Raw genomic sequence first — 24,163 nt, 5'->3', positions numbered from 1 at the left:
CGCTCGTTGACTGCTGTGACGGGCTTACCCGCTTGGTTCTACCGGGCGCCTCCCGGGCATGGCCGGGTGTTCGCCGTTCTTCCAAGGACTCGCCGGTGATTGCCGGGTCGACGTCGTAGTGCCCCCAGTCTAGCGCGCCCGGGCGCCCGGCGCTCAATCCCGCCGGTTCCGGTCGCCGGCCACCGTTATCCACAGATCCGCGCATCGCGCCCCACGGCGCCGCGGCGGGGTCCATGCTTGGACCATGACCAACACGCCAACACTCGTTGCGGAGGTCCTGGACACCGTCAAGGCGGCGCTGCCGGGCCCGACCGACACCCCGGAAGGCCCGGCGGCTGCCGCCGGTTCCCGGGGCGAGGCGTTGCGCGTGCTCGCGGTGCTGGTTCCGGTGCTGCGCCTGGTCCTGGACCAGGCGGCGTCGGACATCGGTTCGTCCCCGGTCCGGGCCGCCGCCTTCGTGAAGCTCGCCGAGGACCTCTACCGGCAGGCCGGGTACGGCCAGCTGCTGGCCGCATCGCGCGCCGGGGATGCCCAGGTGCACACCATCGCCGAGGAGCCGCTGGCATCGCTCAACGGCTTGCTGGCGGACCCCGCCGCCTTCGCCGCCGGACCCGCGCTGCCGGGCGATGTTCCCGCCGCACCCGGGCTCATGCCGTTGTACCGCGACGACACCGACTTCCTGGCGGCCCAGTTGAACCTCACGCACTTCCAGGCGCAGCACCGGGTGCAAAGCGCCGAAAACCTGCTGCCGCACACCGGGTTCAACGGGAGGGAAGTCCCCGCGAAGTTCCCGCTGCTGGGCCGGGTGCTCAGCGATGCCGCCGCCGACCCCAAGGCCGTGGCCACGCTGGCCAAGAAGTTCGAGAACCTGGCCCCGGAACTGGCACCCGGCGGCGACGGCGCGGCCACCGCCCGCCGGCTGGAGGCGGAACTGGCCGAAGCGGCCCGCACCCGCAATGACCAGGGCACCGCGAAGTTGCTCAAGGACCAGGCCAAACGCCTCGACGACGATGCCGCGGCCCGTCGCGAGGACCTCGAGGACCTGTTCATCGGCGCGCACTTCCTGGGCCATACGCGCAAGGGCTACGAGTACAAGGTCATCACCACGGCCGAGGGCCATGAACTGCTGGCCACCGCCGCGGACATCCTCAACAGCCCCAAGACCAAGGCCGGAACCGCGCCCGCCCCGACGATTGAATCCGGCCCGCCGATCCCCGACTGGGCCGTGGATCCCGGCACACCACCGGAAGCACGTCCCCTTGCCGGATTCACCGACCTCGGTGTTGCGCCGGAGCTGGACCCCGGGATGGAAATGCGCCCCGGGGAAACCCTCGAACAGGCACTCACCCGGCAGCGGGCCCGCCGCTTGCACCAGCTCATCCTCGATTCGGTGCGCATCTCCACCAGCCCTCGCGAGCCCGGGTCCGATGACGGGCGCGGCGCGGACGGGCAGATGCCATTGGCACCGAACGTCACCTTGAACGTCACCATCGACCTGCAGACCTTCCTGGGCCAGCTCGAGGCGGCGGGGGTGACCGACCGCGGCGAAGACATCTCGGCGGCCAGTTGCCGGCGCCTGGCCTGCAACGCGGGGATCACCCCGATCATCCTCAACGGTGACGGGGTTCCGCTGGAACTTGGCCGCAGCCGAAGATACTTCAACCGGGCCCAGCGCCGGGCCATTGCCGTGCGCGACAAGGGATGCATCAATCCCGGGTGCACCATGCGGGTCGGCCGGTGCGAGGCGCACCATCTCGACGAATGGAACCTCGGCGGCAGGACCGATGTCTCACGAGGCTGTCTGCTCTGTCCGATCTGCCACCAGGCGTACCACGCGGGCAGGTTCCGGATCGAGATGATCCGCGGGCTCCCGCACGTCGTCCTGCCCGCATCCCGCGATCCCCTGCAAATACCCAGGCGCAATTGGGTCTTCCATCCCGCCGCCAACGCCGAGCGGGCGGCCTGGTCCACTCCCCTCGGGAGCGGAAGGCCGCCCGCGGGCACGGCAAGGTGCGCCGGAGGCTAGTTCACGACGGTGTTTTCAATCTTCCACGCGGTCAGGCGCGGGTACACCCAGAACGAATAGATGCCCAGGGTGATGAGGATCAGCAGGAACCACTTGATCCACAACCCGAAGATTCCCCACCCGGTGCCAACGAATTGCAGCGGCCGGCCCAGCAGGAAGGTGTTCTTGGCCCGCCAGCGCTCCACCAACACCACCGCAAACGGGTAGCAGATCCCCAACGTGAAGATGGTGATGGCCATGCCCAGCAATTGCGTGCCGAACCACGTTGCCGCCCCCCCGCGGAAGACGAAGACCTGGGTTCCGGGCGGGAAGTTCCCCAGTGCCGCGACACCCGTTCCGGGCTCGTTGTTTCCGCTGACCTGCATGCTCATGATGTTTTCCCCCTGGTGGTGAACGGGCTGACGGCAAGGTGCCGCCCGGCCGTGCTTGTACCTCGGAGCCTAGCCGGGCACCACCACGCTTTGGGGCCGCCCCGCCCTGGGAACGCAAAACCCCGGCCGGGTAGCGTGGGTTAGGCACCGCACATCCGCCGACCGGGGCTTCGTCCGCCTCAGGCGCGGGAGCGGGCCGCTTCGTCCGCCGTGCGCGAGACCGCGACCATCTGGGCGCGCTCGACGACCTTGATGCGTTCGCGCGGCACCGGCCCCTCGCGGGTCGGAGCCGGGGCGGCGGCCGCGCCGAGCGCCTGTTCGTGGGCATCCAGTGCCAGCCAGCCTTCCCAGCTGGTGTACTCGACCCCCTTGGAATCCAGCAGGCCGGTCACGGCGTCCGGGGCGGGGTTCGCGGCCACCGGCAACCCGGCGAGGTCCGCCAGCAGGTGGGCGATGGTCTCGGCGGCATCGCCCTTGGTGTGGCCGATGAGCCCGACCGGGCCGCGCTTGATCCAGCCGGTCGCGTAGAGCCCGGGCACCTGGGTGCCGCTGCCGTCCAGGACCTTGCCGCCGTCGTTGGGGATGGTGCCGGTGCGCCCGTCGTACTCGACGTCCTGCAGCGCGGAGCCGAAGTAGCCGACGGCCCGGTAGACGGCCTGCACCGGGTAGTCGACGAGCTCGCCGGTCCCCCGCGCCTGGCCGGTCCCGTCGAGCTCCTGGCGCTCGAACCTGATGCCGTCGACCTTGCCGTCCGCCCCGGCGATCTCCACGGGGGAATGCAGGAAGTGCAGGTGCAGCCGGCGGCTGGCGCGCCCCCCGGCAGCCCCTGCCTCCCCTGCTTCCCCGGCTTCACCGCGTTCCTCGCGCTCTTCCTGCTCGATGAGCCAGTTGGTCAGCGTGCCGACCATGGTCTTGACCTGGTTGTTGGACTTGATCAGCGCGTCGGAGGCCGCGTCGAACTCGAAGTCCTCGGGGTAGAGCACGATGTCCACATCGCGGCTGTGGCTCAGCTCGCGCAGCTCCAGCGGGGTGAACTTCACCTGGGCGGGGCCGCGGCGGCCGAAGACGTGCACGTCGGTGACCGGGGATTCGGCCAGGCCGCGGTACACGTTCTCGGGGATCTCGGTGACCAAAAGGTCCTCGGCGTGCTTGGAGAGCATCCGGGCGACGTCCAGGGCCACGTTGCCGTTGCCGATGACCGCGATTTCGGTGGCCTCGAGCGGCCAGGTGCGCGGCACGTCGGGGTGCCCGTCGAACCAGGAGACGAAGTCCGCGGCCCCGTGCGAGCCCTGAAGCTCGATGCCCGGGATGTTCAGGTCGGCGTCGTTGATGGCGCCGGTGGCGAAGATGACCGCGTCGTAGTGCGCCCGCAGCTCCTCCAGGTCCAGGTCCGTGCCGTAGTCGACGTTGCCGAAGAAGCGGATGTCCCCGCGGTCCAGCACCTTGTGCAGGGCCTTGACGATGCCCTTGATGCGCGGGTGGTCCGGGGCGACCCCGTAGCGGATCAGCCCGTACGGTGCCGGGTAGCGGTCGAAGAGGTCGATGGCGACCTCGAAGTCGCGCTCCGCCTTGGTGAGGATGTCGGCGGCGTAGACGCCTGCCGGGCCGGCCCCGATGATGGCGACGCGCAGCGGGCGTGAGCTGAAGGCGGCCGGTGTCGCGGCGGCGGCCGGCGTGTTCTTCTCGGTCATGGGTTCTCCTGGGGTTGCTAAGGGGGTTGCTGTGGGGTTGCGAAAGGGTTGCAGTGCGCGGGTGGTGCGGGAGTGGTGCGGGGTGTTGGTGCGGGTGCCGTCTCAGCCGACGGGCAGTGGCTGCCGCAGGTGGGCGGGAGCCGCCGGTGCCAGCCTGCCGGCTGCGTGCGGGCTGAGCCGCACCACGTCGCCGATGACGACCACGGCGGGGTTTGCCACGCCGATGGCCTCGGCGGTGGCGGCGATCGAGTCCAGCCGGTCGATGGTGACCCGCTGCTCCGGGGTCCACCCGCGCTCGATGACCGCGACCGGGGTGTCCGCGGGCAGCCCGCGTCCCAGCAGCGTGGCGGTGTTGCGCCCCAGCCGGGCCACGCCCATCAGCAGGACGAGGGTGTGGTCGGGCCGGGCCGGAAGCTCGGTGAGCTCGTCGTGCCCGGTGGCCATCGAGAATCCGGCGGCCACCCCGCGGTGGGTGACGGGGATGCCGGCGGCGGCCGGGACGGAGACCGCACTGGTCACCCCCGGCACGACCTCGACGGCGACGCCGTTTTCGCGGCAGTGGGCAGCTTCCTCGCCGCCGCGGCCCAGCACGAACGGGTCCCCGCCCTTGAGCCGGACCACCCGGTTCCCGGCACGCGCCTCGCGCACCAACACCGCGTTGATCTCGTCCTGGGTGGCCAGGTGGTCCCCGGGGGCCTTGCCGACCTCGATGATGCGCACCGAAGGGTCGAGCTCTTTGAGCAGGTCGCGCGGGCCGAGCCGGTCGGCGACCACCACGTCCGCGGCGGCCAGCAGCCGGCGCCCGGTGACGGTGATCAGCCCCGGGTCGCCGGGGCCGCCCCCGACCAGGGCGACCGAGCCGGTTCCGGCGCGGCGCCGGCGCAGCGGCAGCAGCCCGGTGTCGGCGGCCAGCGCGATGGCGTTGCGCAGCCCGGCGGCGCGGCGCGGGTCCCCGCCGGCGGTGACCGCGACGGTGATCCCCTCCTCGGTCCGGGCGACGGCGGGGGTCCAGGCGCTGGAGGCGGCGTGGTCCGAGGCGTTGACGCACCAGATCCGCAGCCCTTCCGCGTCGGCGGAAACCCGCGCGTCGAGCTCCCGGTCCCCGGTGGCGGTGTGGGCCAGCCACATGCCCTCCAGGTCCCCGGGCCCGTAGCCGCGCCGCAGCCAGGTGAGGCGTCCGGCATCGGCCAGCTCCTCGATCCCCGGAACCGCCGCCGGGGCGATGACGGTGACCCGTGCCCCGGCCTCGAGCAGCTGGTTGACCCGGCGTTCGGACACAGCCCCGGCCCCGACGCAGAGCACTGCCTTGCCGGAAAGGCGCAGGGCCAGCGGGTGGATGGGCGCCTCGCGGGGGGCGGTTGGCTCGAACATGCTCGGCTCCTGACGGTGGTGGAATCTGGTGGGTGTGTGGCGCGGGGCCACTGGTCGGTTCATCGGGTGTTTCCCTGCCCGGTTCATCGTCCGGCTCCGGGGGCCAGGCCGCGGCGGCGCAGCAGCCTGCGCTCCAGCGGGGCAAAGACCAGCAGTTCGACGGCGATGCCCACGGCGAGGATGGCCAGGATCGCGGAGACCACCACCGCCATCTGCGACAGGTCGCGGCCCTGCTGCAGCAGCGAGCCGAGGCCGAAGCCGATGGACCCGCCGACGGCGATGATCTCGGCGGCCATCAGCGAGCGCCAGGAGAACGCCCAGCCCTGCTTGAGCCCGGCCAGGTAGCCGGGCAAGGCCGCGGGCAGCACGATGCGCAGCAGCTGCTGGGTGCGGCTGGCCCCGAGCACGGTGCCCAGCCGGCGGTATTGCGGCGGGACCATGTCCACGCCGGAGAGGAACCCGTTGACGATGGAGGGGGTCGCGCCCATCAGCACCACGAAGAAGACCGTGGCGTCGGTCAGGCCGAACCAGATGATGGCGGCCGGCACCCAGGCGACACTGGGCAGCACCTGCAGCCCGGAGACCAGCGGGCCCAGGCCGCGGCGCAGCGTGGAGGAGGCCGAGAGCAGCAGCCCCAGCGGCGTGCCGATGGCCAGGGCCAGCGCGAAGCCGAGGACCCCGCGCTGCAGCGAGGTGAAGACCGCCTCGGCCAGCCGTCCGTCGGCGGCCAGGGACGCGGCGGTGCCGAGCACCTCGAGCGGGCCGGGGAAGAGGTCGGCGCGCGGGGACCCGAACCAGGCGGCCAGCTGCCAGAGGCTCAGCAGGCCCGCGAGGGTGCCCAGCGGCAGCAGGATCTTCCCGACCGGCGGGCGGGAGGCGGCCGTGTCGTCCTGCAGCCTGTCCAGGCCGGCCTCGAGCTCGCCGAGGTTGTCCGGGGCGTCCGGGGAGTCCGGGCCTTCGGGCGGTCCTGCCGCGTCCGGGTCCAAGGCGGGGTGCACGGCCGGGTCCGCGGCGCGGGCGGTGGCCCGTTCACGGGCAATGGCGGTGGCTGAAGTGATGCTAGTGGGCATGGTGGCGGATCTCCTCGCGTAGCCTCTGCGTGATGTCCCGGGTCAGGGCGGCCTGCGCGGCCGGGTCGGTGCGCACGTGTTCGGGGATCTCCCACTCGGCGGCGACCCTCCCGGGGCGGGAGGAGAGCAGCAGGACCCGCTGGCCCAGCCGCACGGCCTCGCGGACGTTGTGGGTCACGAACACCACGGTGCGCCGGTGGGCGCGCCAGATCCGTTCGAGTTCCTCGTGCAGCAGGTCCCGGGTGATCGCGTCAAGGGCGGCGAACGGCTCGTCCATCAGCAGCACCGGGCGGTCCTGGCCCAGGGCGCGGGCCAGCGAGGCGCGCTGGCGCATGCCCCCGGAGAGCTCGTGCGGGCGCTTGGCCCCGGCATCGGAAAGGTGGACCAGCTTCAGCAGCTCGGTGGCGCGCGCGGCGCGTTCGGCACGCGGCAGACCGCGCAGCTCCAGGGCCAGTTCGATGTTGGCCCGGGCGGTGAGCCAGGGCAGCAGGGCCGCGTCCTGGAACATGAACGCGGCGCCTCCGGCAGGGACGCTCACGGCGCCGGCCGTGGGCGGTTCGAGCCCGGCGACGATGTTCAGCAGCGTGGACTTGCCGCAGCCCGACGCCCCGAGGACCGCCACGAACTCGCCGTCGGCGATGGTGGTGGTGATGCCGGAGAGCACCGGTGCGGCCCCGTAGTCCTTGGACAGGTTCTCGATGACGATGCTCACTTGGTTCCCTTCGCGGCGCGCGCCTTGGCCAGGAACGCGGTGTCGACCAGCCCGTCGAGGTTCGCCGGTTCGGACAGGGAGGCGGCGACGGCGTTGGCCAGCAGGCGCGGGTAGGCCCCGGCCAGCGGGTCGGCGGTGAATTCCAGCTTGCCCAGCGCGCGTTGCAGCACGGCCGGGGCCAGGGCGGCGCCGGCAGTCTCCGCGAGCCGCGCGTTCAGCGTGGCCAGCACGTCGGCGGGCTTCGCGGTGTTGATCCAGTCCAGCGCGGCGAGGTGGCCGCGCAGCAGGGCCTCGACGGTGCCCGGGTGGCGGGCGGCGAAGGCCGGGGAGACGGCGAGCACCGTGGTCGGGAACAGCCCCGGCGCGCCGGTGTCCGTCCCGTCCCACAGCTCGGCCTCGTCGACGAGCACGCGCGCCCCGGCCTCCAGCACCAGCCGGGAGGCCCACGGTTCGGGCAGCCACGCCCCATCGATCTTTCCGGCACGGAACAGCTCCAGGCTCTGGGCGTTGGCCGTCGGGGTGATGGCCACCTCCCCGCCGCGCAGGTCGGTGTCCAGTCCCCGGGCAGCGAGCCAGGTCCGCAGCGCGACGTCCTGCGTGCCGCCGAGCTGCGGGGTGGCCAGGGTTCTCCCGCGCAGCGACGCGGCGTCGGCGAGCCCGGCGCGGACCACCAGCTGGGCGCCTCCCGCCGCAGCGCCGGCCAGCACGCGCACTCCCTGCCCGCCGCTGGAGGCGAAGGCGGCGATCGCCGGGTTCGGCCCCAGGTAGGCGGCGTCGATGGCCCCGGCGTTCAGCGCCTCGACGGCCGCCGGTCCGGCGCCGAAGAGGCTGGTGGCCAACTGCGTCCCGGAGCCCTGGAGCTCGCGGGCGAAGAAGCCCTTGGCCGTGCCGACCAGCGCCGGGGCGTGGGTCAGGTTGGCGAAGAAGCCCAGCCGCAGGGTGCCCGCCGCGGTGGCCGGAACGCTCTCCGCGGACCCGGGCCGCGGCACCGTGGTGGTGGCCGCGGCCCCGAGCACCAGCAGGCCCAGCAGCCCGGTGCCGCCGGCCAGCAGCGCCCGTCGGCCGGGGCCGCGGTGCGGGCCGGCGGCGGTGTACCGGATGGTGTCCATGGCGAGGTGTCCTTCTTTTGTCGGTGTGGGGTGGGATCGGGCGGGTGCCGGTCCGGGGCGGGGAGCCGCGCTAGGCGGCGGGGGCGAAGGTGGCGGCCCGGTCCCCGACCAGCCCGGCGGCAAGCGTGTTGCCGTCCTGCGGGTCGATGACCAGGAACGCGCCGGTGCGGTGGTGGCGCACGTAGGGCTCGGTGGGCAGTTCGCCGGCCAGCCTCAGCACCACGGTGCCGATGTCGTTCAGTTCCAGCACGTCGGCGGGCAGCAGCCCGAAGTCCTCCAGGTCCAGCCGTCCCTCGATGGCGGTGACCTTCGCGCGCACCGTCGCGGTCCCGTGCTTGATAAGCACCGTGGCGCCGGGACGCAGCGGGGCCGGCGAGAGCCAGCACAGCTGGCCGTAGAGGTCCGCCGAGGAGTCCGGCAGGGTGCCGGCCGCGGCGATGGTGTCCCCGCGGGCGATGTCCAGCTCGTCGGCAAGCCGCAGGGCGACGGAGGCCGGCGCCGCGGCGGACGCCAGTTCCACCCCCGCGGCATCGATCCCGACGACGGTGGTTTCCCGGCGCGGGGCCCCCGGGGTGGCGACGGTGACCGCGTCCCCCACGGCGATGGTGCCGGCGGCGATGGCCCCGGCGTAGGCGCGGTAGTCGCGGAATTCTTCCGGCTCCAGCCCCGGGGCCAGCGCACCCTGCGGGCGCAGCACCAGCTGGACCGGGAAGCGGAAGTCCTCGGCGGCGGCGTCCGATTCGTCGCGGGTGGGCAGGGACTCGAGCAGCCCCAGCAGCGTGGGCCCCGTGTACCAGGGCGTGTGCGCCGAGCGCTCCACCACGTTGTCCCCGACCAGCGCGGAGACCGGCAGGGTGTGCGGCACCGGCAGGCCCAACCCGGCGGCGACCCGGGCCACGTCGGCGGCGATGTCCGCGAAGCGTTGCCCGTCGTAGCCGATCAAGTCGATCTTGTTCACCGCGATGACCACGTTGGGCACGCGCAGCAGGCCGATGACGCCCAGGTGCCGGCGGGTCTGCTCGAGCACCCCCTTGCGGGCGTCGATGAGCACGATGGCCGCGTCGGCGGTGGAGGCCCCGGTGACGGTGTTGCGGGTGTACTGCACGTGTCCGGGGCAGTCGGCCAGCACGAAGGAGCGCTCACCGGTGCTGAAGTAGCGGTAGGCCACGTCGATGGTGATGCCCTGCTCGCGTTCTGCGCGCAGCCCGTCGGTGAGCAGCGCCAAGTCCAGGGTGCCGTCCCCGCCGCCGAAGCCGGTCTCCGCGGAGGTGCGGGCCAGCGCCTCGAGGGTGTCGGCGAGGACCGCCTTGGCGTCGTGCAGCAGCCGGCCGACGAGCGTCGACTTGCCGTCGTCGACCGAGCCGGCGGTGGCGAAGCGGAAGAGCCCGCGGCCGCCCAGGGCCGGTGCGGTGGCGTCCAATGCGGTGGTGTCCAGGTTCGTGGTGCTCATTAGAAATACCCGTCCTTCTTGCGGTCTTCCATGGCCGCCTCGGAGATGCGGTCATCGGCGCGGGTGGCGCCGCGTTCGGTGATGGTGGTGGTGGCGACCTCGGCGATGACCTTCGCGACCGTGTCGGCGTCGGAGAGCACCGCCCCGGTGCAGGACATGTCCCCCACGGTGCGGTAGCGCACGGTGCGCCGGGTCACCGGCACGCCGTCGCCCGGCCGGCTGCATTCGCCGACGGCCCGCCACATGCCCGAGTGCTCGAAGACCGTACGCTCGTGGGCGTAGTAGAGCGGCGGCAACGCGATGTTCTCGCGCTCGATGTAGCGCCAGATGTCCAGCTCGGTCCAGTTGCTGATGGGGAAGGCGCGCACGTGCGCCCCCGGGGTGTGGCGCCCGTTGTACAGGTTCCACAGCTCGGGGCGCTGGTTGCGCGGGTCCCACTGGCCGAACTCGTCGCGCAGCGACAGGATGCGTTCCTTGGCCCGGGCCTTGTCCTCGTCGCGGCGCCCGCCGCCGAAGAGCACGTCGAAGCGGTTGGCGCCGATGGCGTCCAGCAGCGGGGTGGTCTGCAGCGGGTTGCGGGTGCCGTCGGCGCGCTCGGTCAGCCGGCCGTCGTCGATGTAGTCCTGCACGCTGGCAACCACCAGGCGCAGGCCCAGGCGCTCCACGGTGTCATCGCGGAACTTGATGACCTCCTCGAAGTTGTGCCCGGTGTCCACGTGCAGCACCGGGAAGGGCACGGTGCCGGGCCAGAACGCCTTGGCGGCCAGGTGCAGCATGACCACGGAGTCCTTGCCGCCGGAAAACAGCATGGCGGGGCGCTCGAACTCGGCGGCGACCTCGCGCAGGATGTGGATGGATTCGGCCTCCAGCGCATCGAGCACGTCGATGTCGCTGGTGGTGCCGGTTGTGGTGCCGGTTGTGGCGGGGCCCGGGCGCGCGGGGGCGGCTGCGGTGGTGCTCATCTCTGGCTCCTTCGGATGGGTGCGGGTGCGGGTGCGGGTGGGGTTCGGTGGTTCGGGTGGCGGCCGGGGGCCAACGCGGTGCTCATCGGTGGATGCCGCATTCGGTCTTGGCCACCCCGGCCCAGCGGCCGGCGCGCGGGTCCTCGCCCGCGGCCACCGGCCGGGTGCAGGGGGCGCAGCCGATCGAGGGGTAGCCGTTGGACAGCAGCAGGTTCACCGGGACGCTGTGCGTGGTGGCGTGGGAAATCAGCTCGTCGAAGCTCCAGGAGGCCAGCGGGTTGACCTTGACCAACCCGTGCGCCGCATCCCACGTGACCAGCGGGGTGTTGGTGCGGGTGGGGGCCTCCTCGCGGCGGACCCCGGTGAACCAGAGCCGGTAGCCGGACAGCGCCTTGGCCAGCGGCTCCATCTTGCGCAGCCGGCAGCAGGCGGCGGGGTCGCGCTCGTGCAGCCTGGGCCCGAACTCGGCGTCCTGCTGGGCGACGGTGCTCACCGGGAGCACGTCGATGATCCGCACGTCGAGCGTTGCCGCGACCTCGTTGCGGGCCGCATGGGTCTCGGGGAAGTGGTAGCCGGTCTCCAGGAAGAGCACGTCGACCCCGGGCATTTGTTCGGCGACGACCGCCGGGAGCACCGCGTCGGCCATCGAGCAGGCAACGGCGACCTCGGCGGTGGCGAAGTTCGCCTGCACCCAGGCGATGACCTCGGTGGCGCTTGCGTCGAAGCCCAGCTCCGCGGCACCGGCCTCGGCCAGCGCGCGGTCCGCGGCGATCCGGGCGTCGGCGTCAGCAACCTCGGTGTTCGCGATGTCGGTGTTCGCGATGTCGGCGCTCATACGACCTCCTCGTCCGCGGCGCGGTGCGACCACGCGGCGAAGGATTCGCCGTCCGTCGAACCGGCCGAGTAGTTTTCCAGCACCCGCTCGATGTAGTCGGGCAGTTCCTGAGCGGTGACCTTCAGCCCGCGCACGGTGCGGCCCAGCCCGGCCTCCCCGCGTTCGGTGGAGGCCAGTCCCCCGCCCAGGTGGACCTGGAAGCCGGGGGTCTGTCCGCCGTTGCCGTCGGGCAGCAACTGGCCCTTCAGCCCGATGTCCGCGGTCTGGATGCGGGCGCAGGAGTTCGGGCAGCCGTTCACGTGCAGGCTCAGCGAGGCCGGCAGGCGCACCGCCGACTTCTCGGCGAAGCGGGTCTCGAGCTCGGCGACCGCGGCGATGGTCGTGTCCTTGGTGTCCACGATCGCCAGTTTGCAGAACTCGATGCCGGTGCAGGCAATCGCGGAGCGGCGGAAGATGCTCGGCGCGGTTTCCAGGCCCAGCGCGTCCAGTTCCGCGGCGGCCGCGGCCACCGACTCGGCGGGGATGTCCAGGGCCAGCAGCTTCTGGTGCGGGGTGGTGCGCAGCCGCTGGGATCCGTGGCGCTCGAGCAGGTCGGCCAGCTCCAGCAGCAGCGTGCCGGAGAGCCGGCCGGCGTTCGGGGAGGCGCAGATGAAGAAGCGCCCGTCCTTCTGCTCGTGGATGCCCACGTGGTCGCCGCGGGTCGTCGGCTCGGCGGGCACCGGCCCGTCAGGCAGCGCGTAGCCCAGATATTCGGTTTCCAGCACGGTGCGGAAGCGTTCGGGTCCCCAGTCGTTCATCAGGTACTTCAGCCGCGCCTTGTTGCGCAGCCGCCGGTAGCCGTAGTCGCGGAAGATCGACACGACGCCCAGCCACACCTCGGCGGCGATTTCGGGGCGCACAAACGCGCCGAGCCGCTCGGCAAGGCGGGCGCTGGTGGACAGCCCGCCGCCGACCCACAGGTCGTAGCCCGGCCCGTGCTCGGGGTGGTTGACGGCGATCAGGGAGATGTCGTTGATCTCGTGCACCACGTCCTGGGACGGGTGCCCGGAGATGGCGGTCTTGAACTTGCGCGGCAGGTTCGCCAGCTCGGGGTCCCCGATGAAGCGCTCGCGGATCTCGGCGATGACCGGGGTCGGGTCCAGGATCTCGTCCTTGGCGATACCGGCGACCGGGGAGCCGAGGATCACGCGGGGCACGTCCCCGCAGGCCTCGGTGGTGTCCAGGCCCACGGCCTCGAGCCGCCGCCAGATCTCCGGCACGTCCACGACGTCGATCCAGTGCAGCTGGATGTTCTGCCGGTCGGTCACGTCCGCGGTGTCCCGGGCGAAGTCGCGGGAGATCTCCCCGATGGTGCGCAGCTGCGCCGTGGTCAGCGTGCCGCCGTCGATGCGCACGCGGAGCATGAAGTAGCGGTCCTCGAGCTCGTGCGGCTCCAGGGTGGCGGTCCGCCCGCCGTCGATGCCGGGCTTGCGCTGGGTGTAGAGGCCCCACCAGCGGAAGCGGCCGTGCAGGTCGGTCGGGTCGATGGAGTCGAAGCCGCCGCGGGCGTACACGGTTTCAATGCGCTCGCGCACATTCAGGCCGTTGTCGTCCGCTTTGAACTCCTCGTTGGCGTTCAGCGGTGCGGGCCCGTCGATCTTCCACTGTCCGTGCGGCTTGGCCGCCGGGCGGGCCGGGCGGGCGGGCCGGGCGGTGCCGGTGCTTGCCGGGGTGTCGGTTGCCTGTGTCATGGCTTCGACACTAGGGCCGCCCGGCGGCGGCCCGCCAACGCCCCCGACCCGCAGCGTCATGCCGTAACGCGACGACCTATTCGGTGTCGGCGGACCCCTCCGCGAGCGCCTCGGCGAGTCTTCCGGCGACACATTTCGCGATTGTGACGCTGGGCAGCAGCGCCGTTGACACATAGTCCGCGCCGGCTCCGGCCAGCCGGTCGTGGAAGAACCCGGGGGCCAGCAGGAAGGAGGCGACCCCGACGCGCCCGGCCCCCGCGGCGCGCGCCGCGGCCACCGCCTCGGGCACCGACGGCGTGGCCGCCGAGCCGAACGCGACGGCCACCGGGTGGCCCAGTTCCTCCGCAAGCATCTGCGCCATCCGTGCGGCCTGCCGCTGCCCGGCCTCGATGCGCGTTCCCGCGGCGGCGAGCACCACGGCGTCCCCCGGCCGGTGCCCGGCCTCGGCCAGCCGGTTCGCCAGCACCTTGGCCAGGCGCGGGTCCGGGCCCACGGGTGCGCTCACCCCGGTGTGCGGGCGCGCGGCCGCCGCATCGGCGATGTCCACGCGGCTGTGGAAGCCCTCGGAGAGCAGCAGCGGCGCCACGATGGCCTGTTCGCCGGGAGGCAGCGCGGCAAGCACGGCTTCCAGCCGGGGTTCCTGCACGTCGACGTAGGCCTCGTGGACGGTCGCGTGGATGCCGTCGGCGGCGAGCTCCGCGGCCAGCTCCTCGCGCAACCCGTCCACGAGCCGGCGCCCGTCGGTGTTGTCGGTGCCGTGGGCGCAGGCCACGACGTGCAGCCGCCGCGGCCCGGGGCCGGCGGCTGGGGCGGGGGCGGGGATGCTCACGCCTGCCCGCGGATCAGCTTGTGGGCGGCGGCCTGGGCGACAGGGCGGATGACGATCTCGTCGAGGTTCACGTGGTGCGGGGCGTTGACCGCATAGGAGACGACGTCGGCCACGTCCCCGGCGCTCAGCGGCTTGGCCACCCCGGCGTAGGTCTTCTCCGCCTTCTCGCGGTCCCCGCCCAGCCGGCGCAGGGCGAATTCCTCGGTGTGCACCAGTCCCGGCAGCACCTCGATGACCCGCACGTTGTGTTCGACCTCCTCCAGGCGCAGCGCCTGGGTGAGCGCGCGCTGGGCGGCCTTCGCCGCGTTGTAGCCGGACCCGCCCTCGTAGCTGATAAGCCCGGCGGTCGAGGTCAGGTTGAGCACGGTGCCCTCGCCGTGGGCGCGGAGCATCGGCAGGAACGCGCGGGTGGTTTTCATGGTGCCCATGACGTTGGCCTGGAGCATGAAGTCCCAGTCCTCGTTCTTGGCCTCGGCCAGGTAGTCGGCGCCGCGGGCGCCGCCGGCAATGTTGATCAGTGTGTCGATGCCGCCGCCGGCCTCGACCGCGGCCAGCAGCCCGGCGACCTGGGCGTCGTCGGTCACGTCCGCGGGAACGGGCACCGCGCCGGTCTCCTCGGCGAGCGCCGCTAGCCGCTCGGCGCGGCGGGCGACTGCGTAGACTTTCCACCCGGAGGCGGTCAGGGCGCGGACGGTGGCCTCCCCGATGCCGCTGGAGGCCCCGGTGACGACGGCTGCGTGCTGGATGACTGGATTCTGTGATGACATGTCCGCATCCTATCCAGCGCGGCGTCCGGCTCCCAAGCGCAATGTCGGTTCGTGGCGCGGGTGTTCGGGAGCCTTCAGGTCCCGTTGCCCGTCCCTCTCCCCTGCTGCGCCCTGCGCAGGAAGTCGAGGAGCACCACCGCGTGGTTGTGCACCGTGTCGCGGGCCGCGTAGAGCAGCACCACGTCCTCGTGCTCCCGCGCGATCCCCAACAGCCGCTGGGCCCCCGCGGAGGCGGACCCGACGTCCAGTTCGTGTCGGTAGTGGTCGGTGAACTCGCCGAAGCGCTCGGCCTTGTGGCTGAAGGCGACGCGCAGCTCGGGCGAGGGCGCAACGTCCGTGGCCCAGTCATCGAGCGCCGCCCGCTCCTTGCCAAGTCCCCGTGGCCACAAGCGGTCGACCAGGATCCGGTAGCCGCCGTCGGCGGGTTCGTAGGCGCGCAGCAATCGAAAGGTACCCATGGCTCCAGCGTAGGACGGCCAGGACGAATCTTCCACGGCCACGACGGGGCCAAATGCGGGGAATCGAGTCGACGCGGCGACATACTGGAAGCACCCACGGCCCGCACGTTGTCCGAGAGGATCCACCCGCCCCATGAACAACCACGTCCCGGCACCCGTGCCTCCCGCCGATTGGTGGCGCCAGGCCGCCGTCTACCAGGTCTACCCGCGCAGCTTCGCCGACGCGACGGGAGACGGTCTGGGCGATTTGCCCGGGGTGACCTCGCGCATGGGCTACCTGGCGGAGCTGGGCATCGACGCCATCTGGCTCTCCCCCTTCTACCCCTCGGCCCTGGCCGACGGCGGGTACGACGTGGACGACTACCGCAACGTGGATGAGCGCCTGGGCACCCTGGAGGACTTCGACGCCATGGTCGCGGCCGCCCATGCGGCGAACATCAAGGTCATCGCCGACGTGGTGCCCAACCACAGCTCCAACCGCCACGAATGGTTCACCGCGGCCCTCGCGTCGGCACCGGGCTCCCCCGAACGGGCCCGCTACCACTTCCGCGACGGGCTGGGCGCAAACGGCGAACTCCCGCCCTCGGACTGGCCGTCGCACTTCGGCGGGCCGGCCTGGACCCGCATCACCGAAACCACCGGGGAGAACGCCGGGGCGCCGGGGCAGTGGTACCTGCACCTTTTCGCCTCCGAGCAGCCGGACTTGAACTGGGACAACCCGGAGATCCGCGAGGACTTCCACACCACGCTGCGTTTCTGGGCCGACCGCGGGGTGGACGGCTTCCGCGTCGACGTTGCCCATGCGCTGGCCAAGGACATGGCCCATCCGCTGCGTTCCAAGCCCTCGCTGGAAATCTTGGTTGATGACGGCAGCGACGTGCTCTTTGACCGCGACGAGGTCCACGAGATCTATGCGGGCTGGCGCGAGGTGCTCAACGAATACGACCCGCCGCGCATTGCCGTGGCCGAGGCCTGGGTGCCGTTCACCGACCGCCGCCTGCGCTACGCGCGGCCCACCGGGCTCGGGCAGGCCTTCAACTTCGATTTGCTGCAGGCCCCCTTTGCCGCCGCCGAGTTCCGCGCGATCGTGGCCCGCTGCCTCGAGGAGGCTCAGGCCTCCGGGGCGTCGTCCACCTGGGTGTTCTCCAACCACGACGTGGTGCGCCATGCCTCGCGCTACTCCCTGCCGGACGGCACCGACGCGGCTGCCCAGGACGCATGGCTGCTCTCCGGCGGCCGGAAACCGGCCACCGATCCGGCGCGCGGGCTGCGCCGGGCCCGGGCCGCAACGCTGTTCATGCTGGGCCTGCCGGGTTCCGCCTACCTCTACCAGGGCGAGGAACTGGGTCTCTTGGAGGCGGCGGACCTGCCCCTGGACTCGTTGCAGGATCCCACGTGGTTCCGCACCGGGAAGACGCTCAAGGGCCGCGACGGCTGTCGCGTGCCGCTGCCCTGGAACGCACAGGAGGAGCATCTGGGCTTCGGCGGCCCGCCGTGGCTGCCCCAGCCTGCCTGGTTTGCCGAGCATGCCGTCAGCGCCCAGGACGGGGTGGAAGGCTCCACCCTGCAGTTCTACCGCAGCGCCCTGGCGTGGCGCCGGAAGCTGCAAACCACCGAGTCCCTCCGCTGGGTTTCCGCGCCCGATGCCACCCTCGCGCACTACCGTCGGCCCAACGGCTGGGAGGTGCTCACCAACTTCGGCGCCGTTGCGTTGGAGCTGCCTGAGGGTCTCGACGCGGCAAGGATCGTCGTGGCCAGCGGCCCGCTGCCCGATGCATCCACCGTGGTCCCGGCGGAAACCACCCTCTGGTTCGCCCCGTAATCCAGTAGTCCAGTAGACCCGGAGACCCGTAGCCCGGTGGCGGTCTGCCCCGCTACCGCGGACGGCCCCGGGGCGCACGCGGCGTCGTCGCCTGCGCCCCCGGAGGGCCGGCGGCGTGCCTGTGGCGTGCTTGTGGCGTGCACCATCCGCGGCCGACTGGGGGGAATGCCCGCGCTCATGGGAGAATGGGGAACATGGCAGAAGACACCTTGGGCACAGACACGCCCGTCATCGTTTCCGTTCCGGACAAGCCCGTTCTCGAGGGCCTGGAGGAACGCCTTGGCGCCCGCTGGCGCGAGCAAGGCACCTACAAATTCAACGCAGAGACCACGCGCGAGCAGGTCTACTCGATCGACACTCCCCCGCCGACAGCCTCGGGCTCGCTGCACGTGGGACACATGTTCTCCTACACCCAGACCGACGTGCTGGCCCGCTACCAGCGCATGCGGGGCAAGAACGTGTTCTACCCGATGGGCTGGGACGACAACGGCCTGCCCACCGAGCGCCGCGTGCAGAACTACTACGGCGTGCGCTGCGACCCGACGTACTCCTATGTGGAGGGCTACCGCCCCCCGGCGACCCCGGCGAAGAACCAGCGCGACTGGGACGTCGTGTCCCGCAAGAACTTCATCGAGCTCTGCGAGGAGCTCGCGGTCGAGGATGAGAAGGTCTTCGAGCACCTTTTCTCCACCCTGGGCCTGTCCGTGGACTGGGACCTGACCTACCGCACCATCGACGACGTCTCCCGCTCGGTCTCCCAGCGCGCCTTCCTGGCCAACCTGGCCGCCGGCGACGCCTACATGGCAGAGGCCCCCACGCTGTGGGACGTCACCTTCCGCACCGCGGTGGCCCAGGCCGAGCTCGAGGACCGGGAAATGCCCGGCGCCTACTACCGCTACCCGTTCACCGCCGAGGACGGCACCCAGGTCTTCATCGAGACCACCCGTCCCGAGCTTTTGGCCGCCTGCGCCGGATTGGTCGCGAACCCGGACGACGAGCGCTACAAGCCGCTCTTCGGCAAGACCGTCACCTCCCCGCTCTTCGACGTGCCGGTGACCGTCTACCCGCACGCCCTGGCCAAGATGGACAAGGGCTCGGGCATCGCGATGGTCTGCACCTTCGGCGACTTGAACGACGTGACCTGGTGGCGCGAACTGCAGCTGCCGACCCGCGCCATCATCGGCCGCGACGGCCGCGTCATCGCCGAGACCCCGGAGTGGATCACCACGCAGGCCGGGGCCGAGGCCTACGCCGCGATCGCCGGCAAGACGGTGTTCTCCGCCAAGGAGGGCGTCGTCGAGCTGCTCGTTGCCGCCAACCTGCTCGACGGGGAGCCGAAGAAGATCTCCCACCCGGTGAACTTCTTCGAAAAGGGCGACAAGCCCCTGGAGATCGTCTCCTCCCGCCAGTGGTACATCCGCAACGGCGGGCGCGACGAGGAACGCCGCGAGCGCCTCATCAAGCGCGGCGAGCAGATCGAGTTCCACCCGGCGTTCATGCGCTCGCGCTACGAGAACTGGATCTCGGGCCTGAACGGCGACTGGCTGGTCTCCCGCCAGCGCTTCTTCGGCGTGCCGGTGCCCGTCTGGTACCCGCTGGATGCCGCCGGCGAGCCCGACTACGAGCACCCGATCCTGCCGACCGATGCGATGCTTCCGGTCGACCCGGCCGCGGACGTCGCCCCGGGCTACGAGGAGTCCCAGCGCAACGTCGCCGGCGGATTCGTCGGGGATGCCGATGTGCTCGACACCTGGGCCACCAGCTCGCTGACCCCGCAGATCGTGGGCCGCTGGAGCCGCGAGGAGGACTTCTTCAACAAGGTCTTCCCGTTCGACCTGCGCCCGCAGGGCCACGACATCATCCGCACCTGGCTGTTCTCCTCCGCCGTGCGCGCCGACGCGCTGCACGACGTCGCCCCGTGGAAGCACGCGGCGATCTCCGGCTGGATCCTTGACCCGGACCGCAAGAAGATGTCCAAGTCCAAGGGCAACGTGGTGGTCCCCACCGACGTGCTCAACGACTACGGCTCCGACGCCGTGCGCTACTGGGCGGCCAGCGCCAAGCTGGGTGCCGACACCGCGTACGAGATCAACCAGATGAAGATCGGCCGCCGCCTGGCGATCAAGATCCTCAACGCCTCCAAGTTCGTGCTGAACCTGGGTGCCACGCAGGCCAACGTCATCACCGGCGATGCCTCGGTGGTCACCAACGGACTGGACAAGTCCCTGCTGGCCCGCCTGTCCCAGGTCATCGACGACGCCTCGCGCGCCTTCGACGCCTACGACTACGCACGCGCGCTGGACATCACCGAGTCGTTCTTCTGGTCGTTCACCGACGACTACGTGGAACTGATCAAGGACCGCGCCTACGGTGCCCGCGGCGACGCGGAACAGGCCAGCGTGCTTGCGACCCTGGCCACCACGCTGGATTCGGTGCTGCGCCTCTTTGCCCCGTTCCTGCCCTTCGCCACCGAAGAGGTCTGGGGCTGGTGGCGCGCAGGTTCGGTCCACCGCGCCGAATGGCCCGGCTCGGCCCACCTGGCCGGCGCCCTCGACGGTGCCAACACCGCAGTGCTGCCGATCGTCGGCGAAGCGCTCTCGGGCATCCGCAAGGCCAAGTCCGAGGCCAAGGTCAAGCAGCGCACCGAGGTGCTCTCCGGGGTGATTTCCGCTCCCGAGGCCACCTTGGAGCTGCTGCGCAGCGGCCTGGGCGACCTGCTGGCCGCCGGCAACGCCAAGGACATGAGTTTGGTGGCCGCCGATGGCGACCTGTCGGTCAACGATGTGGTGCTGGCACCGGCCGAGGACACCGTCCAGGCCTAGTTCCGCACGCCGGGGCTCCCGGCAACGAGGGCGCTGTGCCCGTCCCCGCGGGGGCGGGCACAGCGCCCTCGCCTTTTCAACCGGGACCGTCCCCTCCTCCGGCATCGCGAAAGGCGGCAGACAGAGGGGAAGCCCCTTCGGCTGACAAACTAATGTCGGAGGGGCTTCGACTCGGTGTAGGTTCTCGTACAGCGTTGATTTGAAGAACCGAACAAAATCCTCGTTGCGTGGGTCTTGCTGCTTCGCTGCTGCAGCCGAGCTAGAAGAGATTCCAATAGCTCGTCACCGCGAATTTGGTTTTTGTTCAGCATCATTCCGGTAGTGATGCGTATTACTTTTATACGCTCCGGCCCGCAAGCCAGCAAGGGGTCGGTGCAAACTTTGTGGTTTGCCCCGACCCCATGCTCAAAAGTTTGGCCCTTTGGGCCATTGACAGGTTTTGGCCGTCAGTTGGCTTCGACGTCGAACTGCGGGCTCTCGGTGCGGCTGCGCTTGATCTCGAAGAAGTACGGGAACGATGCCAGGCCGACGGCAGCGTCAAAGAGCTTGCCGGCCTCCTCGCCCTCGGGAATGCGGGTGATGACGGGGCCGAAGAATGCTGTCCCGTTCAAGGCCATCACCGGCGTGCCGACGTCCTGTCCAACCCGGGAAATCCCGTTCTCGTGGCTTGCCTTCAGCGCCTCGTCGTGGTCGGTGCCGGTTGCGGCCGTGGCCAACTCCGGATCCAGCTCCACCTTGGCCAGGGCACGGGAAATGACCTCGTTGTAGTCTTCGACCTTTTCGTGGTGCAACAGCTCGCCCATGGCGGTGTAGAGATCGCCCAGCACCGCGTCTCCGTGCTTCTGCGCGGCGGCGATCAGCACGCGGACCGGACCCCAGCCCTTGGCCACGAATTCCCGGTAGTGGTCGCTCAGGCCCTCCCGGCCGTCGTTGAGCACCGAGAGCGACATGACATGCCACGCCACCTCGATGTCGCGGACCTTCTCGACCTCCAGGACCCAGCGGGACGTCGCCCAGGCGAAGGGGCAGGCCGGGTCGAACCAAAAATCAACGTGAGTCTTCTCGGACAAGGTACTTCTCCTTCAATTGAACGACATGGGGGGACGGCCCCGGACTTCGCGGCAAGGCCGGGTCCGGGGTGCCCGACGGGGTGGCTAGGCGGACTTCTTCCCGCGCTTGTCCGCGACCTGCGCGGAAATCAGCGACGGTTCGGCGCCATTGAGCACCACGTCGGCGGTGATGACGACCTCGGCGACGTCTTCGCGGCTCGGCATTTCGAACATGGTGGCGCTGAGGGTTTCCTCCAGGATCGCGCGCAGTCCGCGGGCACCGGTGTCGCGTGCCAGGGCGAGGTCGGCAATGGCTTCCAGGGCACCGAGCTCGAAGGTCAGCTCCACGCCGTCCATGCGGAACATCTTCTGGTATTGCTTGATCAGCGCGTTCTTCGGTTCCGACAGGATCTTGATCAACGACTCGCGGTCAAGCTTTTCCACGGTGCTGATCACCGGCAGGCGGCCGATGAACTCCGGGATGAGCCCGAACTTCAACAGGTCCTCCGGGCGCACGTCGGAATACGAGGCAGCCTCGGACTTCAGCGCCGAAAGCGGGGCACCGAAACCGATCCCCTTGCGTCCGGCGCGGGAGGAGATGATCTCCTCGAGTCCGGCAAAGGCGCCGGCGACGATGAACAGCACGTTGGTGGTGTCCAGCTGGATGAATTCCTGGTGCGGGTGCTTGCGTCCGCCCTGCGGCGGAACCGCGGCGACGGTGCCCTCGAGGATCTTCAGCAGGGCCTGCTGCACTCCCTCGCCCGAGACGTCGCGGGTGATCGAGGGGTTTTCGCTCTTGCGCGAGATCTTGTCGATCTCGTCGATGTAGATGATGCCCTGCTCGGCCTTCTTGACGTCGTAGTCCGCCGCCTGGATGAGCTTGAGCAGGATGTTTTCGACGTCCTCGCCCACGTACCCGGCCTCGGTCAGCGAGGTGGCATCGGCGACGGCGAAGGGGACGTTCAGGCGCCGGGCCAGGGTCTGGGCCAGGTAGGTCTTGCCGCAGCCGGTGGGTCCGATGAGCAGGATGTTGGACTTCGCCACCTCGACCTCGTCGAGGGAGTTGGCGTCGGAGAGCGCCGAGACGGATTTGGCCGCGGCACCGCCCTGGATGCGCTTGTAGTGGTTGTACACGGCCACCGCCAGAGAGCGCTTGGCGCCCTCCTGGCCGATGACGTATTCCTGCAGGGAGTCGAAGATTTCCTTCGGCTTGGGCAGTTCGAAGTCGACGCCCTCTTCGACCTCGGCGAGCTCTTCCTCGATGATCTCGTTGCAGAGCTCGATGCATTCGGTGCAGATGTAGACGCCGTGGCCGGCAATCAGCTTGCGAACCTGCTTCTGGCTCTTGCCACAGAAGGAACACTTGAGCAGATCAGACCCTTCACCCATGCGTGCCATCGTATTGGTCCCCTTATCTGGTACCGGTAAGACCGGCCCGAGAGAACCGGAAAATGCTGAACTGCCTTAACTCTATGACAGAGCGCCGTCAGAATGGGCGAACGGGCGGCCCGTGGTGCGCATATTTCGCGCCCCGCAGAAGCCGCCCGTCCCCCCGTGTCCCGCCGTTAGCGGGTGATGCTGCCCTGTGCCTTGATCTTGCGCGGGGTCAGGACCTCGTCGATCAAACCGTAGGTCTTGGCCTCGGCGGCCGTCATGTAGAGGTCGCGCTCGATGTCGTTGCCGACTTCCTCAGCGGTCTTGTTGCTGTGCCCGGCCAGGGTGGTCTCGAGCCAGGCGCGCATGCGCATGACTTCCTCGGCCTGGATCTGCAGGTCGCTCGCGGTGCCGCGTTCGCCTCCGCCCATGGCGGGCTGGTGGATCAGCACGCGTGCGTTGGGAAGCGCCAGGCGCTTGCCCGGGGTGCCGCCGGCCAGCAGCACCGCTGCGGCGCTGGCTGCCTGGCCCAGGCACACGGTCTGGATCTCGGGGCGGACGAACTGCATCGTGTCGTAGATGGCGGTCATCGCGGTGAACGAGCCGCCCGGCGAGTTGATGTACAGGGTGATGTCGCGCTCGGGGTCCATGGACTCGAGGACGAGCAGCTGGGCCATGACATCGTCCGCCGAGGCGTCGTCGACCTGGGCACCAAGGAAGATGATGCGGTCTTCGAAGAGCTTCGCGTACGGGTCCTGGCGCTTGAACCCGTAGGGGGTGCGCTCCTCGAACTGCGGAAGGATGTAGCGTGCCGAGGGCATTTCGCCGGAGGTGGCATGCGGGGTGAAATTCATCGTATCTCCTGGGAAATCAGTTAGGTCTGCCGGGGTTCCGTCGCGTTACTTTGCTGCAACCCCGCCGCCACCGGAGACGATGCCGGAGGACTGGGCGATGTGGTCGAAGAAGCCGTACTCGAGGCCTTCGGTGGCGGTGAACCACTTGTCGCGCTCGTTGTCCTTCAGGATGGTCTCGACGGTCTGGCCGGTCTGCGTGGCGGTCAGCTCGCTCATGACCTTCTTCATGTGAAGGATCAGCTCGGCCTGGATGCGGATGTCCGAGGCGGTGCCGCCGATGCCGCCGGACGGCTGGTGCATCAGGATGCGGGCGTTCGGGGTGGCGTAGCGCTTGCCCGGGGTGCCCGAGGAGAGCAGGAACTGGCCCATGGAGGCGGCCAGGCCGGTGGCGACGGTGACGACATCGTTGGGGATGTACTGGATGGTGTCGTAGATCGCCATGCCGGCGGTGATGGAACCACCCGGGGAGTTGATGTACAGGTAGATGTCCTTCTCCGGGTCTTCCGCGGAGAGCAGGAGCAACTGCGAGCAGATCGCGTTGGCGTTGTCGTCTCGGACTTCCGAGCCGAGCCAAATGATCCGCTCCTTGAGGAGTCGATTGTAGATGTAGTCCTCACGTGCGGCCGGATCTACCGAAGCCATCGTGGGAGTGCGGGAGTCACTGGACATGTTCTGATACCTCTCCGTGATGCCGTGCCCCGATGTTCTGTCCGTCGGGCCACCGGCTCTTTACTTCCTTGAACATTACTGCCTTGGCCAGCGACTTTGGCGGTGCAGGGGCAGCTGTTCGCTGTCGGCGCATGGGGGCCGGGGCGGGCATCGCCGTGGGCTTAAAAGAGGGGTTAAAAGCAGGCGCGGGGG

At 70.3% G+C, this 24,163-nt stretch carries 20 protein-coding genes; 3 read left to right on the top strand and 17 right to left on the bottom strand.

The window, feature by feature from the left end:
- Positions 1-244 precede the first annotated feature (244 nt).
- Positions 245-2,026: a DUF222 domain-containing protein gene (locus ACIPVK_RS17580; RefSeq protein ID WP_407613276.1), complete on the top strand. Its 1,782-nt coding sequence runs from the start codon at positions 245-247 to the stop codon at positions 2,024-2,026.
- Here the strand turns inward: ACIPVK_RS17580 and ACIPVK_RS17575 are convergent.
- The 13 genes from ACIPVK_RS17575 to ACIPVK_RS17515 all read right to left on the bottom strand — a co-directional run bounded on the left by ACIPVK_RS17575 (position 2,023) and on the right by ACIPVK_RS17515 (position 15,381).
- Entirely contained in the window at positions 2,023-2,397 is a 375-nt protein-coding gene (locus tag ACIPVK_RS17575) for a DUF898 family protein (protein ID WP_407613275.1), read from the bottom strand. The genes ACIPVK_RS17580 and ACIPVK_RS17575 overlap by 4 nt on opposite strands.
- Before the next feature lie 179 nt (positions 2,398-2,576).
- A complete protein-coding gene (locus ACIPVK_RS17570) occupies positions 2,577-4,088 on the bottom strand; it encodes an FAD-dependent oxidoreductase (protein WP_407613274.1) in 1,512 nt (503 codons plus the stop codon).
- Between the two features lie 102 nt (positions 4,089-4,190).
- Positions 4,191-5,459, bottom strand: coding sequence for a uroporphyrinogen-III C-methyltransferase (gene cobA / locus ACIPVK_RS17565; protein ID WP_407613273.1), 1,269 nt, complete (start codon positions 5,457-5,459; stop codon positions 4,191-4,193).
- Positions 5,460-5,542: 83 nt separating this feature from the next.
- Positions 5,543-6,529 carry an ABC transporter permease gene (locus ACIPVK_RS17560; RefSeq protein ID WP_407613272.1) on the bottom strand — a complete coding sequence of 329 codons (987 nt, stop codon included), beginning with the start codon at positions 6,527-6,529 and terminating at the stop codon, positions 5,543-5,545.
- Complete coding sequence (locus tag ACIPVK_RS17555) at positions 6,519-7,241, bottom strand: ABC transporter ATP-binding protein (protein ID WP_407613271.1); 723 nt, start codon at positions 7,239-7,241, stop codon at positions 6,519-6,521. The genes ACIPVK_RS17560 and ACIPVK_RS17555 overlap by 11 nt, the downstream gene beginning before the upstream one ends.
- Positions 7,238-8,350: an ABC transporter substrate-binding protein gene (locus tag ACIPVK_RS17550; RefSeq protein WP_407613270.1), complete on the bottom strand. Its 1,113-nt coding sequence runs from the start codon at positions 8,348-8,350 to the stop codon at positions 7,238-7,240. The genes ACIPVK_RS17555 and ACIPVK_RS17550 overlap by 4 nt, the downstream gene beginning before the upstream one ends.
- A gap of 70 nt (positions 8,351-8,420) precedes the next feature.
- Positions 8,421-9,800, bottom strand: a complete 1,380-nt coding sequence (locus ACIPVK_RS17545; RefSeq protein WP_407613269.1) for a sulfate adenylyltransferase subunit 1 — start codon at positions 9,798-9,800, stop codon at positions 8,421-8,423.
- The gene (gene cysD, locus ACIPVK_RS17540) at positions 9,800-10,762 is read right to left on the bottom strand and encodes a sulfate adenylyltransferase subunit CysD (RefSeq protein ID WP_407613268.1); all 963 of its coding nucleotides are present in this window, start codon (positions 10,760-10,762) and stop codon (positions 9,800-9,802) included. Before cysD ends, ACIPVK_RS17545 begins: the two co-directional genes overlap by 1 nt.
- Positions 10,763-10,844: 82 nt before the next feature.
- Positions 10,845-11,597 (bottom strand): phosphoadenylyl-sulfate reductase, encoded by a 753-nt coding sequence (locus tag ACIPVK_RS17535; RefSeq protein WP_407613267.1) that lies wholly within the window; start codon positions 11,595-11,597, stop codon positions 10,845-10,847.
- Positions 11,594-13,327, bottom strand: a complete 1,734-nt coding sequence (locus ACIPVK_RS17530) for a nitrite/sulfite reductase (RefSeq protein ID WP_407613266.1) — start codon at positions 13,325-13,327, stop codon at positions 11,594-11,596. The genes ACIPVK_RS17535 and ACIPVK_RS17530 overlap by 4 nt, the downstream gene beginning before the upstream one ends.
- Before the next feature lie 76 nt (positions 13,328-13,403).
- On the bottom strand, positions 13,404-14,156 hold the full coding sequence (locus ACIPVK_RS17525; protein ID WP_407613265.1) for a sirohydrochlorin chelatase: 753 nt from the start codon (positions 14,154-14,156) through the stop codon (positions 13,404-13,406).
- On the bottom strand, positions 14,153-14,923 hold the full coding sequence (locus tag ACIPVK_RS17520; RefSeq protein ID WP_407613264.1) for an SDR family oxidoreductase: 771 nt from the start codon (positions 14,921-14,923) through the stop codon (positions 14,153-14,155). The genes ACIPVK_RS17525 and ACIPVK_RS17520 overlap by 4 nt, the downstream gene beginning before the upstream one ends.
- Positions 14,924-14,997: 74 nt before the next feature.
- Positions 14,998-15,381, bottom strand: a complete 384-nt coding sequence (locus tag ACIPVK_RS17515; RefSeq protein WP_407613263.1) for a DUF488 domain-containing protein — start codon at positions 15,379-15,381, stop codon at positions 14,998-15,000.
- Between the two features lie 133 nt (positions 15,382-15,514).
- Here ACIPVK_RS17515 and ACIPVK_RS17510 point away from each other — a divergent pair, with 133 nt between their 5' ends.
- Positions 15,515-17,203 (top strand): glycoside hydrolase family 13 protein, encoded by a 1,689-nt coding sequence (locus ACIPVK_RS17510; RefSeq protein WP_407613262.1) that lies wholly within the window; start codon positions 15,515-15,517, stop codon positions 17,201-17,203.
- 194 nt (positions 17,204-17,397) lie between these two features.
- Complete coding sequence (gene valS / locus ACIPVK_RS17505; RefSeq protein WP_407613261.1) at positions 17,398-20,025, top strand: valine--tRNA ligase; 2,628 nt, start codon at positions 17,398-17,400, stop codon at positions 20,023-20,025.
- A 446-nt stretch (positions 20,026-20,471) separates the two neighbouring features.
- On the opposite strand, the gene ACIPVK_RS17500 is transcribed toward valS, so the two are convergent.
- From ACIPVK_RS17500 to ACIPVK_RS17485, 4 genes are all read right to left on the bottom strand, one after another.
- A complete protein-coding gene (locus tag ACIPVK_RS17500; protein ID WP_407613260.1) occupies positions 20,472-21,095 on the bottom strand; it encodes a disulfide bond formation protein DsbA in 624 nt (207 codons plus the stop codon).
- 84 nt (positions 21,096-21,179) lie between these two features.
- On the bottom strand, positions 21,180-22,472 hold the full coding sequence (gene clpX, locus ACIPVK_RS17495) for an ATP-dependent Clp protease ATP-binding subunit ClpX (RefSeq protein WP_407613259.1): 1,293 nt from the start codon (positions 22,470-22,472) through the stop codon (positions 21,180-21,182).
- A gap of 167 nt (positions 22,473-22,639) precedes the next feature.
- Positions 22,640-23,302: an ATP-dependent Clp protease proteolytic subunit gene (locus ACIPVK_RS17490; protein WP_407613258.1), complete on the bottom strand. Its 663-nt coding sequence runs from the start codon at positions 23,300-23,302 to the stop codon at positions 22,640-22,642.
- Between the two features lie 45 nt (positions 23,303-23,347).
- Complete coding sequence (locus tag ACIPVK_RS17485; RefSeq protein WP_407613290.1) at positions 23,348-23,944, bottom strand: ATP-dependent Clp protease proteolytic subunit; 597 nt, start codon at positions 23,942-23,944, stop codon at positions 23,348-23,350.
- Positions 23,945-24,163: the final 219 nt, after the last annotated feature.

Source organism: Paeniglutamicibacter sp. MACA_103 (genome assembly GCF_045798555.1).
Taxonomy (GTDB): Bacteria; Actinomycetota; Actinomycetes; order Actinomycetales; family Micrococcaceae; genus Paeniglutamicibacter.
The sequence above is the reverse complement of the archived record's forward strand: the minus strand, read 5'-3'. Positions and strand labels throughout refer to the sequence as shown.

Coding starts and splice junctions, on each gene's coding strand:
- ACIPVK_RS17535 (WP_407613267.1), bottom strand. CDS start 11,597: ATGAGCGCCGACATCGCGAACACCGACATCGCGAACACCGAGGTTGCT.
- ACIPVK_RS17515 (WP_407613263.1), bottom strand. CDS start 15,381: ATGGGTACCTTTCGATTGCTGCGCGCCTACGAACCCGCCGACGGCGGC.
- ACIPVK_RS17580 (WP_407613276.1), top strand. CDS start 245: ATGACCAACACGCCAACACTCGTTGCGGAGGTCCTGGACACCGTCAAG.
- ACIPVK_RS17490 (WP_407613258.1), bottom strand. CDS start 23,302: ATGAATTTCACCCCGCATGCCACCTCCGGCGAAATGCCCTCGGCACGC.
- ACIPVK_RS17520 (WP_407613264.1), bottom strand. CDS start 14,923: ATGTCATCACAGAATCCAGTCATCCAGCACGCAGCCGTCGTCACCGGG.
- ACIPVK_RS17530 (WP_407613266.1), bottom strand. CDS start 13,327: ATGACACAGGCAACCGACACCCCGGCAAGCACCGGCACCGCCCGGCCC.
- ACIPVK_RS17550 (WP_407613270.1), bottom strand. CDS start 8,350: ATGGACACCATCCGGTACACCGCCGCCGGCCCGCACCGCGGCCCCGGC.
- ACIPVK_RS17560 (WP_407613272.1), bottom strand. CDS start 6,529: ATGCCCACTAGCATCACTTCAGCCACCGCCATTGCCCGTGAACGGGCC.
- ACIPVK_RS17545 (WP_407613269.1), bottom strand. CDS start 9,800: ATGAGCACCACGAACCTGGACACCACCGCATTGGACGCCACCGCACCG.
- valS (WP_407613261.1), top strand. CDS start 17,398: ATGGCAGAAGACACCTTGGGCACAGACACGCCCGTCATCGTTTCCGTT.
- ACIPVK_RS17510 (WP_407613262.1), top strand. CDS start 15,515: ATGAACAACCACGTCCCGGCACCCGTGCCTCCCGCCGATTGGTGGCGC.
- ACIPVK_RS17575 (WP_407613275.1), bottom strand. CDS start 2,397: ATGAGCATGCAGGTCAGCGGAAACAACGAGCCCGGAACGGGTGTCGCG.
- cobA (WP_407613273.1), bottom strand. CDS start 5,459: ATGTTCGAGCCAACCGCCCCCCGCGAGGCGCCCATCCACCCGCTGGCC.
- clpX (WP_407613259.1), bottom strand. CDS start 22,472: ATGGCACGCATGGGTGAAGGGTCTGATCTGCTCAAGTGTTCCTTCTGT.
- cysD (WP_407613268.1), bottom strand. CDS start 10,762: ATGAGCACCACCGCAGCCGCCCCCGCGCGCCCGGGCCCCGCCACAACC.
- ACIPVK_RS17570 (WP_407613274.1), bottom strand. CDS start 4,088: ATGACCGAGAAGAACACGCCGGCCGCCGCCGCGACACCGGCCGCCTTC.
- ACIPVK_RS17485 (WP_407613290.1), bottom strand. CDS start 23,944: ATGGCTTCGGTAGATCCGGCCGCACGTGAGGACTACATCTACAATCGA.